Source organism: Actinoplanes sp. NPDC049802 (genome assembly GCF_040656595.1).
GTDB lineage: Bacteria > Actinomycetota > Actinomycetes > Mycobacteriales > Micromonosporaceae > Actinoplanes.
The window spans coordinates 57,400-71,667 of the sequence record NZ_JBFAMR010000040.1 but is presented as its reverse complement, the minus strand read 5'-3'; the positions used below and the strand labels follow the sequence as shown (position 1 = coordinate 71,667).

8 protein-coding genes are annotated in these 14,268 nt (G+C 71.4%); 6 read left to right on the top strand and 2 right to left on the bottom strand.

What is annotated here, in order from left to right:
* The first annotated feature begins 231 nt into the window (after nt 1–231).
* Complete coding sequence (locus AB0I88_RS25610) at nt 232–1,677, top strand: hypothetical protein (RefSeq protein WP_361029433.1); 1,446 nt, start codon at nt 232–234, stop codon at nt 1,675–1,677.
* A gap of 50 nt (nt 1,678–1,727) precedes the next feature.
* Complete coding sequence (locus AB0I88_RS25605) at nt 1,728–2,564, top strand: class I SAM-dependent methyltransferase (RefSeq protein WP_361029430.1); 837 nt, start codon at nt 1,728–1,730, stop codon at nt 2,562–2,564.
* A gap of 1,701 nt (nt 2,565–4,265) precedes the next feature.
* Here the strand turns inward: AB0I88_RS25605 and ppdK are convergent.
* Together ppdK and AB0I88_RS25595 are read right to left on the bottom strand one after the other, a co-directional pair.
* The gene (gene ppdK, locus AB0I88_RS25600; protein WP_361029427.1) at nt 4,266–6,944 is read right to left on the bottom strand and encodes a pyruvate, phosphate dikinase; all 2,679 of its coding nucleotides are present in this window, start codon (nt 6,942–6,944) and stop codon (nt 4,266–4,268) included.
* A gap of 264 nt (nt 6,945–7,208) precedes the next feature.
* Nucleotides 7,209–7,895 (bottom strand): hypothetical protein, encoded by a 687-nt coding sequence (locus AB0I88_RS25595; protein ID WP_361029424.1) that lies wholly within the window; start codon nt 7,893–7,895, stop codon nt 7,209–7,211.
* 172 nt (nt 7,896–8,067) lie between these two features.
* Here AB0I88_RS25595 and AB0I88_RS25590 point away from each other — a divergent pair, with 172 nt between their 5' ends.
* The 4 genes from AB0I88_RS25590 to AB0I88_RS25575 all read left to right on the top strand — a co-directional run bounded on the left by AB0I88_RS25590 (nt 8,068) and on the right by AB0I88_RS25575 (nt 13,628).
* Nucleotides 8,068–9,525, top strand: coding sequence for an FAD-linked oxidase C-terminal domain-containing protein (locus tag AB0I88_RS25590; RefSeq protein ID WP_361029421.1), 1,458 nt, complete (start codon nt 8,068–8,070; stop codon nt 9,523–9,525).
* 69 nt (nt 9,526–9,594) lie between these two features.
* Nucleotides 9,595–10,809 carry an FAD-binding protein gene (locus AB0I88_RS25585; protein ID WP_361029418.1) on the top strand — a complete coding sequence of 405 codons (1,215 nt, stop codon included), beginning with the start codon at nt 9,595–9,597 and terminating at the stop codon, nt 10,807–10,809.
* A complete protein-coding gene (locus AB0I88_RS25580; protein ID WP_361029415.1) occupies nt 10,809–12,266 on the top strand; it encodes a heterodisulfide reductase-related iron-sulfur binding cluster in 1,458 nt (485 codons plus the stop codon). Before AB0I88_RS25585 ends, AB0I88_RS25580 begins: the two co-directional genes overlap by 1 nt.
* Before the next feature lie 285 nt (nt 12,267–12,551).
* Entirely contained in the window at nt 12,552–13,628 is a 1,077-nt protein-coding gene (locus AB0I88_RS25575; protein ID WP_361029412.1) for a cellulose binding domain-containing protein, read from the top strand.
* The last annotated feature ends 640 nt before the right edge of the window (nt 13,629–14,268 follow it).

Here is a 14,268-nt window from a genome sequence, read left to right as displayed (position 1 = left end):
CCGACGTCGTCGAGAGTGAGCCCTGCCCAGCAACTACCGGTGGACGCCGCCCGGCGTGTCACCGACCCGGTGAACGTTTATGGACAACGCACTAGACCCACCCCCCGACATTTTCGGCCCGATCGGCACGCCTCCACCCGGCCGTGGCCCGCTACGGGCCGTGATTCGTCGTACCCGGCCGGTAGCATTCCGCGCAGTGGGCGGCCAGGCATCCACATCGATGGAGGACCCGTGACGGCGACCGAAGATCCCGGCGTGACCACCCTCGACCACACCCTCCGGCTGTCGCTGCGCGCCCGCCACGGCTCCGACGACTGCTTCCGCCAACTGATCGACGACGCCCTGAAGACCGCTCTCGGCACCGGGGCCGACCTGCCGCGGATTCTCCACCTGAGCGTTCTCCGCGGCCTGCTCAGCCACACACCCGCACCTGGCCCGGCCCGGACGGGGCAGTCCACCGACACCCGCCGGCATCTGTTCATCACGCCCGCCGACCTGCCCCGGGCCCTGCTTCCACCGCCGCCCGACCCCGGCAACCCGCACTCGCTGGCCCGCCTGCTGCGCACCTTCGTCATCCACCTGGCGCCGACCGACCGGCACACCGCGACCGACCTGGCCACCCTGATCGAGGATCCCGGTGAGGCGGCCGTCGCACACTGCGCCCTGGTCCGCGCCGCCGTGCAGGTCCACGACCTGGAGGGTGAGGCTCACGCATGGTCCCGGCTGCGGCATCTGATCACCCGGATGCCCGCGCGGCACTGGCCCGGCGGCACGACCGCCCACGACCGCGATGTCCGGGCCTATCTGCGTCCCGACCATCGGGCCCGCTTCGACACCGCGATCGGTGTCCTCGGGCTGTCACCCGACCTGGGCCGGTCCCTGCTCGCCGAGCTGCCCGGCCTGAGCGCCGTCTTCCGCGAGGCCTATGCGTGCGACGCGTCCGACCGCTACACCGCCCAGCGTCTGGCCGGCCGGCGGCCGGATCCCGCGCTTGCCCACGCGCACAACACCATCCGGCAGGCCCCGTCGAGCAGCAGTGCCGTCGCGGCAGCGATCGTCTCCGCCAACGAACAGATCCTCGGCGGTCCCGAGCTGCCGGTCGGCGACCCGGTCTACCGTCTGCACGCCCGGATCACCGCGCGCACCGTCCGCGCCCACCAGCTCGGCGCCGACGACCTGAGCCCGGAGCCGGTGCCCGCCCCGCTCGACCCGGCCCGGCTGCCGGCGTATGCCGCGATAGTCCGCCACAACGCCGACACCCCGATCGTCGCGGCGCTGGCCGGCCGGGTCCGCGACGAGGCCGCCGCCCGCGACGACCGTGAGGCTCTGTTGATCCTCGCCGACGCCGGTTACGCGGATCCGCACGCGGTGTTGACCGGCGCGTCCTGGGCCACCGCGCAAGCAACGCCGGGCGGGTGCGATCCCCCGGTTCCGGAGCTGGCCGCGCTGTTGTTCCGGCACCGTCCGGTGGAGGCCGCACGCCACCTGAGCGCTGCCGCGGCCGCCGACTGGCCGACCGCCGCGGCCGTTCTCGAGCACGCCGCCACCGAGTTGCTCGCCGCCGCCGGCCCACGCATAGCCCTCGACCTGCACCGGGCGGTGAGCAGCGCGTTCGCCTGCGCCGCCGCACCCGGCGCCGGCCCGCCCGCGGTCATCGACGGCACCTACCCCGGCTGACCACCCGCCCACGGCCACCAACGCCTCCCACCCGAGTCCGAAGGATTCTGATGACTTTCGACGACGCCACCCGCGACCGGATGGCAGCCATCGCGGCGAATTGGGACGAGCGCACCCCGATCCACGCCACCAGCCGCTTCTACGACGTGGCCGGTCGCGACCCGGAGAGCTGGTTCGCCGACTACGAGTGGTCCGCCATGGGCGATCTGACCGGCCGTGACGTGCTGCACCTGCAATGCCATCTGGGCACCGAGACGGCCGCTTTCGCCCGCCGTGGCGCACGCTCGGTGACTGGCCTCGACCTGTCTGGCGTCGCCGTCCGCACGGCCCGCAGGCTGGCCGCCGAGGCCGGTCTCCCGATCGAGTACGTCCACGCCAACGTCTACGACGCCACGGCAGCCCTGACCGGACGCCGTTTCGACATCGTGTACACCGGCAAGGGCGCGCTCTGCTACCTCCCCGACCTGGACCGCTGGGCCGGTGTCGTCGCCGGGCTGCTGAAACCGGGCGGTTCACTCCACGTGGTCGAGTTCCATCCGGTTCTCCAGTCACTGGGCATGGTCCCGGACGCTTCCGGCAACCAGTCCCTGCTGCTGCGCAAGGACTATCTGTCCGGCCGCGGGCCCGCCGAGCTCGACGCCACCCGCACGTACACCGACGGTCCGGCCCTGACCGGGGCAACCGTCAGCTACGAGTGGTCGCACGGCCTCGGCGAGGTGGTCACCGCCCTGGTCGGCGCCGGCCTGACCATCCGCTCCCTGCACGAGAGCGACGAGATCCCGTGGCCACGCTGGCCCCACATGGAGCCCACCCCCACCGGTTTCTGGCGCCTACCGGCAGCCGCCCCACGCATCCCGCTGCTCTACGCCCTCGCAGCGACATCCTGACCGCGCCGCGGATCTCTGGTAGTCCATGGGAGCGCGGGAACGGTGAACTAATCGCCAGATCTAGATATTCAAGGAGTGGCCGGATGATGACCGAACACTCGGAGCAGGACCTGAGAGTGTCCACACACCGGCCGGCAGTCTTGTCCGGCTGGCTGCCAGTGCTGACCCTGCCGGCTATTCAAGAAAGGCTCTCTACCAGCGCATATCTGGTCCGATCCCTGGCCGCCAGACCTCACCTCAGGGGTGTCGGGTAGCGGAATCGGACCTGGAGCAAGGATTCCATGACCTGCGACGGCGACTCCAGGGATGTGGAGACTCCTCCGCCGGGGCGGTTCCACAGGTGGACGGCTTTCCTTATGACCATCAGGATCAGTGCTGACCCTGCTGGCCAAATCGCCCGCCCGCCCGCCGGGCGGGCGCACCGCGCACCGCGCACCGCGCACCGCGCACCGATCGTGTGCCCCGAGCACCGCTGTGACACTCGTGAGCGACCACGCAGGGCCCTGCACGCGTGCCGAATCGCTCGGCCCCGTCTGCCCGCCGCCCTGCCGCCCGGCGCCCTACCGGCCGGCGCCCTGCCGCCCGGCGCCCTGCCGCCCTCTCGCCTTGTCGTTCTGTCGTTCTGTCGTCCTGTCGTCCTGCCGCCCGGCGCCCCGGCGCCCCGGCGCCCTGTCGCCCGGTGGGCGGAGGGCCGGCGTGCTGGGCGATGTGTGCTCGGAGAACGCCACACCCATAGTGGGTGTGACGACACCCGTTGCGGGTGTCACGTCTACGGAACACAGATAGCCGAAATCCGTGTCCCGCCTCCCCGGACAGAGATTCGTCTCCGTCCGCGTCCGCGGCCAGCCGGTGAACGTGATGGTGATTCCGTGCGACGGCTGGCCGGTGCCACACGCTGGAGTTCAACGGGGCAGCGTCAGCGGCGGTCGCCGAGGAGCCCTCGCGGCCGGCCGGGTCGCTTTGCCGGTCTTGCCCAGCAACGAGCACACCGTTCACGCAATCCCGTCCACATGCGCAGCCGCCGCAGCGGACCGATCTTCACCGGTCTTCGACCACCGACCACCGACCACCGACCACCGATCGCCGTCGCCGGTCATCGACCCGATCCAGGTCCGGTTTCCGCTACCCCGCACCCGCGTCGTGAAGCCTGGCAAAGCGGGACGAACCGGATATACGCTGGTAGCGAGCCTCTATTGACAAGCCAGCAGGATCAGCTCTGATGCTGATGGCCGATTGTTCTCCCTGCCTTCCCGCGGCCGGTAGGTGCCGGCCGACGCGCACGTAAGGCTCTGCGTGGTCGTTCACGGGCGTCACAGCGGCGGTCCGGGCACACGATCGGTGCGCTGTGCGCGCCCACCTGACCGGCGCGAGCGGGCCGGGGCGACGGCGACGGCGCCGACGCCGACGCCGACGCCGACGCCGAGGGCTAGGGCTAGCGATCTTGCCGGCAGGGACAGCTCCGGGAGCCAACCGAAGACGATCTCTCACCCGACGGCGCGCTACGGCCGCGACCCGGCAGCCGCGTCGCGAGAAGCCGAACCCGGTGGCCCGTGCGGCGCCAGCCGCCCGGGCCGGATCGTGCGGCGCCAGCCGCCCGATCAGGCACGGGAACGGTCCATTTCCGTACCTGAAAATGGGGTTGGGCGGTGGATGCGGAGCTGGATCGCGCCGCATCCACCGCCCGGCTGAGTGAGTTGAGGCTCAGCGGTGGTCGGAGCCTTCGGATTCGACGGCGGCCCGGCCGGCTTCCAGGCGTGCGATCGGCACGCGGAAGGGCGAGCACGACACGTAGTCGAGGCCGACCTGGTGGAAGAAGTGGACGGAGTCGGGGTCGCCGCCGTGCTCGCCGCAGACGCCCAGCTTGAGGCCGGGGCGGGCGGCGCGGCCCTCCTCGGCGGCGATCTTCACGAGGCGGCCCACGCCGTCGGCGTCGATGGATTCGAAGGGGCTGATGCCGAAGATGCCGAGTTCGAGGTAGCGCCAGAAGAACGCGCCCTCGACGTCGTCGCGGGAGAAACCCCAGGCCATCTGGGTGAGGTCGTTGGTGCCGAAGGAGAAGAACTCGGCGGCTTCGGCGATCTGGCCGGCGGTGAGGGCGGCCCGCGGCACCTCGATCATCGTGCCGATCAGGATCTGGACGCCGGAGGAGCCCACCACCTCGGCGATGATCTTCTCGGCTTCGGCGCGGACGGTCTCCAGCTCCTGAACGGCGCCGACCAGCGGGACCATGATCTCGGGGCGGGGGTTGCCGCCTTCGGCGGCGAGTGCGACGGCGGCCTCGGCGATGGCGCGGACCTGCATGGCGAACAGGCCGGGGATGACCAGACCGAGGCGTACGCCGCGCAGCCCCAGCATCGGGTTCTGTTCGTGCATGCGGCGGACCGCGGCGAGCAACTGCTCGTCGTGTTCGACGTGCCGGCCGTGCTCGTGCGCGACCGCAACCTTGACGGCGAGTTCCTCCAGGGAGGGCAGGAACTCGTGCAGCGGCGGGTCGATGAGCCGGATGGTGACGGGCAGGCCGTTCATCTCCCGGAAGATCTCCAGGAAGTCGGCGCGCTGCAGCGGCTGGAGAGCGGCGAGGGCCCCGTTGCGTTCCGCTTCGCTGCGGGCCAGGATCAGGCGTTCGACGAGTTCCCGCCGGTCGCCGAGGAACATGTGCTCGGTGCGGCACAGTCCGATGCCCTGGGCGCCGAAGCGGCGGGCCCGGGCGGCGTCGAGCCCGGTGTCGGCGTTGGTGCGCACCTTGAGCCGCCGCGTGGAGTCGGCGTGCGTGATGATCCGGTGCACGGCGGCGACCAGCGGGTCGTTGGCCTCGGCCGGGTCGAGGTCACCTTCGAAGTACTGGACGACCTCGCTGGGCCGGACCGGCACCTCGCCGAGGTAGACGCGCCCGGTGGTGCCGTCGATGGAGATGGTGTCGCCCTCGCGGACGGTCTGCGAGCCGATGGTGAAGCTCGACGTGGAGACCTCCATCTCGTCGGCGCCGCAGACGCAGGTCTTGCCCATGCCGCGGGCGACGACGGCGGCGTGTGACGTCTTGCCGCCACGGCTGGTGAGGATGCCGTTGGCGGCGATCATTCCGGGCAGGTCGTCGGGGTTGGTCTCCCGGCGGACCAGGATGACCGGTTTGCCGTCGGCCGCCACTTCGACGGCGCGCCGCGAGGTGAAGACGACCTCGCCGAAGGCGGCTCCGGGTGAGGCGCCCACTCCCCGCGTGATCGATTCAGGAGCGGAGGAGAGGTCGAAGCGGGGGAACATCAGCTGGGCGAGCTGCGCGCCGGAGACGCGGGTGAGAGCTTCGTCGAGGCCGATGACGCCTTCGTCGACGAGCTGGGCGGCGATGGTGAAGGCGGCGGCCGCGGTGCGCTTGCCGACACGGGTCTGCAGCATCCACAGTTTGCCGCGTTCGATGGTGAACTCGATGTCGCACAGGTCGCGATAATGGCCTTCGAGGACGGCCATGATCCGCATCAGCTCGTCGTAGGAGGTCTTGTCGAGCCGTTCCAGGTCGGCCAGCGGGAGGGTGTTGCGGATGCCGGCGACCACGTCCTCGCCTTGCGCGTCGGCCAGGTAGTCGCCGTAGACGCCCTGCTCGCCGGTGGCCGGGTCGCGGGTGAAGGCGACGCCGGTGCCGGAGTCGGAGCCCAGGTTGCCGAAGACCATGGCGACCACGTTGACGGCGGTTCCCAGGTCGGCGGGGATGCGTTCCTGACGGCGGTAGAGGACGGCACGGTCGGCGTTCCAGGACCGGAAGACCGCCTCGATGGCGAGGTCGAGCTGCTCGCGCGGATCCTGCGGGAACTCGTGCCCGGTGTGCTTGACGAACACCTTCTTGTACGCGGTGACGAGCTCCCGCAGGTCGTCGGCGCCGAGCTGGACGTCGTCCCTGACGCCCTTGGCGACCTTGGCCTCGTGCAGCGCGTCCTCGAACTCGTGGCCGGGCACCTCGCACACGGTCTTGCCGAACATCTGGATGAGACGCCGGTACGAGTCCCACGCGAACCGGTCGTTGCCACCGGCCTGACGGGACAGCCCGGCCACCGACGCGTCGTTGAGCCCGACATTGAGGACGGTCTCCATCATGCCGGGCATGGAGAACTTCGCTCCGGAGCGGACCGACACGAGCAGCGGGTCGGCCGGGTCGCCGAGCCGCCGGCCCATCTCGCGTTCCAGCTCGGCGAGGTGCGCGTCGATCTCGGCGGCGAGACCGTCGACGTGGGTGCCGTTGCGCAGGTACTCCTGGCACGCCTCGGTGGTGATCGTGAAGCCGGGCGGAACGGGCAGGCCCAGGTTGGTCATCTCCGCGAGATTGGCGCCCTTGCCACCCAGCAGATCCTTGAGGTCCTTGTTGCCCTCGGCGAAGCCGTAGACGAACTTCATGCCCTACCTCCGGTGAAGAATCCGCGGCGGATACCAGTTCCTGCCCTGGGATTCGTAAGGCTAAGCACGTCTGGAGTGAATAGTTAACCGTCCGTGGACTTTTCCACACGGATACGGAGATGCCTGCTCGGTACGCGCTCTCTCCGCGCAGCAACGCGCACGGCGGCGGACAACCCGGCAGAAGTAAGGGCGCCGCTGCGAATTCCACGGGGGAAGAACTCGCAACGGCGCACCGCGAACATTAGACGACGTTTGTCCGTGTGTCTATCCCACCCGCTGCACGACCGAGCCGACCAGCCGCTGCCAGTCCGCCTCGAAGCCAGGCGACGGCGTCTTGTTGTCCAGCCGGTAGATGGCGTACGTGCCGACCAGCACCACGTTACGGGTACGCAGCACGGACACCGCGGTGTCGGCGGTACCGGGGTGCTCCGACTCATACAGCTTGTGGCGGACGATCACGAAACCGGACCAGGCGCCCTCGCTCAGATCCCGCACCTCGACCGTCTCGGTGTAGGCCGGCTCGTTGCGGTCGGCGGTCTTGGCGGCCTCGACGCTCACCGACGGCGGGCACTGGTCGGCGACCACCTTCAGCAGCGCCTGCCCGGCCTTGGCGCTCTCCTCGTCGGCGAACACCAGGGCGGTCTGCTGGAGGGTCTGCGCGCCCTTCTCCCCCTCGTCGGCGGCTGACGAGGTCACCACCTCGGCGCCCGGTGGGGCCTGTGGCGGCGCCGACGTCCCGCCGCAGAAGCTGACCATCTGCTGTGGGCTCGCGCTCTCCTCGGGGGCCGCCCACGCCGGGCCGATCTCGGTGGGCTGCAGGAACGCGCCGCGCATGGTGGTGACGGTGATCAGGCTCTCGTCGGGATCGTCCGAGGAGCCGCACCCGGCCGCCATGACCAGGGCGCAGGCTGCGCCCAGGGCGGCACGGACGGGTCTGGCGGTCAGGAGCATCCGGCAATAGTGCCAGACCGGTGGCCCGAAACCGCCAGGCGATCGATGCGGCCGTCCGCTGGGGGTTTTCCGCAGGGGGTTTTCCGCAGCCCGAACGGCGGGCGCTCCCCATCGCGCGGCGAAGCGATCACGGTTAGCGTGACTCTAGGCAGCGACGCCGAGGAGGTCCACGATGAGCATCGATGCCCTTGCCGCGCGACTGCGGGCCGAGATGGGCCCTGACCAGGTGCTCACCGACCGGCAGCAATTGCGGACGTATGAGTGCGACGGCCTCGCCCACTACCGGGTCGCCCCGGCCCTGGTCGCCCTGCCACGCACCGCCGGGCAGGTCGCCACCGTGGTCCGCGCCTGCGCCGACGCGAAGGTGCCGTTCGTGGCCCGCGGCTCCGGCACCGGCCTGTCCGGAGGGGCGCTGCCGCACGCCGACGGAGTGCTCATCGTGACCTCCCAGCTGCGGGAGATCGTGTCGCTGCGGCCGGAGGACGAACGCGCCGTCGTCCAGCCCGGCGTGATCAACCTCCAGGTGTCGGTGGTGTCGAAGGAGCACGGCTACTACTACGCCCCCGACCCGTCCAGCCAGCAGATCTGCTCCATCGGGGGCAACGTGGCGGAGAATTCCGGCGGCGCCCACTGCCTGAAATACGGCTTCACCACCAACCACGTGACCGGGCTGGAGATGGTCACGCCGGACGGCGACCTGGTCCGGCTCGGCGGCGCCGCCCCGGACACGCCCGGTTACGACCTGCTCGGCGCGTTCGTCGGCTCGGAGGGCACGCTCGGCGTCGCCACCGAGGTGACGGTCAAGCTGACCCGGTTGCCGGAGACGGTGCGCACCCTGCTGGCCGCCTTCGCGAGCACCGACCAGGCCGGCGCCGCCACCTCGGCGATCATCGCGGCCGGGGTGGTGCCGGCCGCCATCGAGATGATGGACGCCCTGTCCATCGAGGCCGCCGAGGCGGCCGTCCACTGCGGCTATCCGGTCGGCGCGGGCGCCGTCCTGATCGTCGAGCTGGACGGCCCGGTGGCCGAGGTGGCCGCGCAGTTCGACGAGGTGAGCCGGCTCTGCGACGAGAACGGCGCCTTCGAGACCCGGGTGGCGGCCGACGACGAGGAGCGGCAGCTGATCTGGCGGGGCCGCAAATCGGCGTTCGCGGCGGTCGGCCGGATCAGCCCCGACTACATCGTCCAGGACGGGGTGATCCCCCGGACGGCGCTGCCGGAGGTGCTGCGCCGCATCAACGAGGTCGCCTCCTCGCACGGCGTCCGCGTGGCGAACGTGTTCCACGCCGGCGACGGCAACCTGCACCCGCTGGTCCTCTTCGACTCCCAGGTCCCCGGCGAGGAGGACCGGGCCGAGACGGTCTCCGGCGCCATCATCGACCTCTGTATCGAGTACGGCGGCTCGATCACCGGCGAACACGGCGTGGGCGTCGACAAGGCCCGCTACATGCCGCGCATGTTCAACGACACCGACCTGGACACGATGCAGCTGGTCCGCTGCGCCTTCGACCCGGACAGCCTGGCCAACCCCGGCAAGGTCTTCCCCACCCCCCGCCTGTGCGGCGAACGCCCGGGGCGGCGCTCGGGCCCGCACCCGTCGCACGAGCCCGGCGTGGCGGAGATCTTCTGATGCCCACCATGTCCCTCTCCCCGCCCACCGCACCGTCGCGGGGGATCGTTTCGCTTCCGGAGGTGAGCGATGAGCGTTCTGGACGATCTCGCCGTCAAGGCCGGTGATGACGATGTGGTCTGCGGCGTTCCCGCCCGTTTCGTCGCCGCGCCGGCCGGCACCGAGGAAGCGGCCGCGCTGATCGCGGCCGCCCGGGACCTCACCGTCGTGATCCGCGGCGGCGGCACGAAGATCCACCATGGCCCGCCGCCGCGCGACCTGGACCTGATCATCGACACCCGGCGGCTGGCCGGGGTGGTCGAGCACGCCGCCGGAGACCTGATCACCGTGGTCCGGGCCGGCACGCCGATGGCCGAGCTGCACGCCCTGCCCGGCCAGCAACTGGCGCTGGACGCGCCGCCCACGGCGACCGCCGGCGGCACCGTCTCGGCGAACGCCTCCGGCCCGCGACGCCTGCGCTACGGCACGGCCCGTGACCTGCTGATCGGTGTCACCGTCGTCCGCCCGGACGGCCGGATCGCCCGGGCCGGCGGCAAGGTGGTGAAGAACGTCGCCGGCTACGACCTCGGCAAGCTCTACACCGGCGCGCAGGGCACGCTCGGGCTGATCACCGAGTGCGTCTTCCGCCTGCATCCGGTCCCGCCCGCCACCGCTTTCGTACGCGCCGCCGCCCCGCCCACCGCGGTGGCGAAGATCCTGGCCGCCCAACTGGCCCCGAGCGCCGTGGAGATCAACGCCGGCCCCGGCGCGGCCACCGAGATCGCCGTGCTGGTGGAGGGCACCGAGGCGGGTGTCCGCGATCGCGCCGCCGTCCTGGCCAGGCTCCTCGACGGCGAGGTCAGCGACGTCCCGCCGTCGTGGTGGGACACCCCACCGTGGCCCCCGGACGGCCTCGGGCTCAAGCTGACCGCCGTCCTCTCGGCGGTCCCCGCTCTGGTGGAGGCCGCCACCGCCGCGGGCGCCACGATCCGCGGCTCCGCCGCGACCGGCGTTCTCCACGCGGGAGTTCCGAGCCCCGGCCGTGGCGGCGCGGCGGGCGGCGACGATACGGCGGACGGCGCCGTCACCGAGCCGGCGGCGGAGATGTCACGGTTGGTGGACACGCTGCGGGCGGCGGCGACACGGGCCGGCGGTCACGCCGTCGTGCTGACCGCGCCCGACGGGGTTCGGGAGGGCTTGGACATGTGGGGGCCGGTGCCCGGCCTCGAGTTGATGCGCCGGGTGAAAGAGCGGTTCGATCCGGATCGCCGTTTCGCGCCCGGCCGGTTCGTGGGAGGGATCTGATGGCTGACGTGGACGCCACCCACGGCGATGGCACTCCGCACGACGCGCTGCGGGCCGCCGAGACGGGCGCCAACCCGGTCGGCGCCACGCACGGGACCGGGACGCCGCCGGCCGACGCGCTGCGGGCCGCCGAGCGGGGCGGTCCCCCGCCGGGTGGGCCGGCCTTCGACGGTGACCACCCACCGCGGGCCGAACTGGTGTCCGATTGTGTGCACTGCGGGTTCTGCCTGCCCACCTGCCCCACCTACGTGCTGTGGGGTGAGGAGATGGACTCGCCCCGCGGCCGCATCCACCTGATCGGGCAGGGACTGTCCGGGGAGCCGTTGAGCGACTCGATGGTCACCCACTTCGATCGCTGCCTCGGCTGCATGGCGTGTGTGACCGCCTGCCCGTCCGGGGTCCGCTACGACCGGCTGATCGAGGACACCCGCGCCCAGGTGGAACGCCGTCACCCCCGGAGTGTTCGGGAGCGGGCGCTGCGGGCGGCGATCTTCGCGCTGTTCCCGTACCCGAAACGGCTGCGGCTGCTGCGAGGGCCGCTTCGCGCGTACCAGATGTCGGGTCTGCAGAGGCTCGTGGCCCGCACCGGTCTCCTGGAACGACTCACGCCGACGCTGGCCACGCTGGAGTCGCTGGCGCCGCGGCTGCGCGGCGTGCCGCGCCCGCCGACGCGTGTGCACGCGCGCGGCGCCCGGCGCGCGGTGGTGGGCATGCTGACCGGTTGTGTTCAGTCCGCGTTCTTCCCGGACGTCAATTCGGCGACGGTGCGTGTCCTCGCGGCCGAGGGCTGTGAGGTGCTGATCCCGCCCGGCCAGGGCTGTTGCGGGGCGCTGAGCGTGCACAACGGCCGGCGTGCCGAGGCGCAGCGGTTCGCCCGGCGGCTGATCGACACGTTCGAGCGCACCGGCATGGACTATTTCGTGGTCAACGCGGCGGGCTGCGGCTCGTCGCTGAAGGAGTACGACGAGCTGCTCGCCGACGATCCGGCCTACGCCGGGCGGGCGGCCGCGTTCACCGCGAAGGTCCGTGACCTGGCCGAGCTGCTGGTCGAGTTGGGCCCGGTGGCCCGCCGGCATCCGCTGCCGATGACGGTGGCCTACCACGACGCCTGCCATCTGGGGCACGCTCAGGGCGTGCGGGCACAGCCACGGGCCCTGCTCCGCGGCATTCCGGGGCTGGAGTTGCGGGCCATCGCCGATCCGGAGATCTGCTGCGGCTCGGCCGGCGTGTGGAACGTGCTCAATCCGGCTCCGGCCGCCCAGCTGGGCGATCGTAAGGCGAAGGCGGTTCTGGCGACCGGGGCCGAGCTGCTGGTGACGGCCAATCCGGGGTGCCTCATGCAGGTGGCGGCCGCGGTCCGCCGACGAGGCGGGGAGATCGCCTTGGCGCACACCGTCCACGTTCTCGACGCGTCGATCCGCGGTCTGGGCCCCGGCACCCTCCGGGACCGGAGTTGATCAGCGGCGCGTCACGTGCGCGCAGGCGGGTCCGGCGCGGAACGTCGGGGTAACGCGGGGAGGCGGGCCCCGTAGCGCCCGGCTCCCCGCGCTCTCCCGGCCAGGTGGCCGCCGGGTGAAATCGCGCGCGGATCTCACCCCCACCGCAGCCACCCACCCGCGCGGCGCCCATCCCATCGCGCCGCACGCCCTTCTCCCGCCACGCATAGATGTGCGTTAATTGGGAGCGCTCCCAGCGTGCTCCGTCCCCGGACCCCCGTCAAGCACATCCCCGGAGGCATCCCGATGCAACGTCGAAAGGCGGCCGTCCTCGGCCTCGTCACCGCCCTGCTCACCGGCGCCGCGGTCGCCACCACCACCAGCGCGAACGCGGCGGCCGGTTGCGCCGTCAAGTACACCGTCAGCAGCCAGTGGCCCGGCGGCTTCGGCGCGGCCGTGGACGTCACGAATCTCGGCGACCCGGTCTCGTCGTGGTCGCTGGTGTTCACGTTCCCGGCCGGGCAGACGATCACCCAACTGTGGAACGGCTCGGTCACCCAGTCCGGTTCCACCGTCACCGTCGAGAACGCCGGCTGGAACGGCCCGATCGCCACGAACGGCACCGCCTCGTTCGGCTTCAACGGCTCGTGGACCGGCAGCAACCCGGTGCCCGGGTCGTTCACCCTCAACGGCGTCACCTGCACCGGAGGCGTGGTGCCCACCCCGACCGGAACCGATCAGATCTCCCCGTCGCCGAGCACGAGCACCACCGCCGGCACGAAGACGAAGATCATGGCACTCGGCGACTCGATCACCGGCTCCCCCGGCTGCTGGCGCGCCCTGCTCTGGCAGCAGCTCCCGGCCGCCGAGGTGGACTTCGTCGGCACCCTGCCCGGCGACGGCTGCGGATTCCCCTACGACGGCGAACACGACGGCCACGGCGGCTATCTCGTCACCAACGTCGCGAGCCAGAACATGCTGCCCGCCTGGCTGTCCGCGGCGGACCCGGACGTCGTCCTCATGCACTTCGGCACCAACGACGCCTGGAGCAACCTGTCCCCGGCCACGATCCTGAACGCCTACACCAGGCTGGTCGGCCAGATGCGCGCCGCCAACCCGAACATGCGGATCATCGTCGCGCAGATCATCCCGCTGAACCCGCCCACCTGCACCGACTGCGGCCAGCGCGTGGTCAACCTGAACGCCGCGATCCCCGCCTGGGCGGCATCGCTCAGCACCACCGCGTCGCCGATCACCGTCGTCGACCAGTGGACCGGCTTCAACACCAGCACCGACACCTACGACGGCGTCCACCCCAACGATGCCGGCAACGTCAAGATCGCGGCACGCTGGCTGCCGGCCGTCCAGGCCGCGATCTCCTGACCCGATCCCGCTGTCACGCGGGCCCGGCGGCGGGCGTCACGAACGCCCGCCGCCTTTTCGATTCACCGGCTGCCATTCCCGGGGTGACGCCGGTCCCGATTGCACGGCGTGTTCCGATCGGCGACGACGAAGTCCCCCGCCGCATTCCGCAGGACGAACCGCGGACCGTCCGCACCCTCCTCGTAGGCGTAGAGCCAGCAACGGCCGCGCGGCTTGTCCACCAGCGGAACGTTTCTCGGAAATCTGCTCGTGTACGCCTTTCTGTTGACCGGCCCACCGTCCGCCCTGCCCTGGTACAGCGAATCCGCGTCGTCCACGGGCATCCTCCGCTCACGCCGGTCGAAATGCCTTGCGGATTCCACCGTGACTCAACCCGAAGCCACGGACAATCAGATCTCCGACCCGAATAGAGCTGATCCGATATCTGGCACACCCCACAAAAACGAAGACCCTTCTTTTCCGGTACGCGTGACGCCGCCCCGGAAAAATGGACCGTCCCGCCCGGCCGACGCGATCCGGCCGCCGGGTCACGCCTGTGCCGCGGCAGCCGGGCGGAGCACGGTGGCCACCCGGCCGTGACCGGCGGCAAGCGGCCCAACGGCGGCGAGCGGCCTCACGGCAACGAGCGGCCCACGGCGAT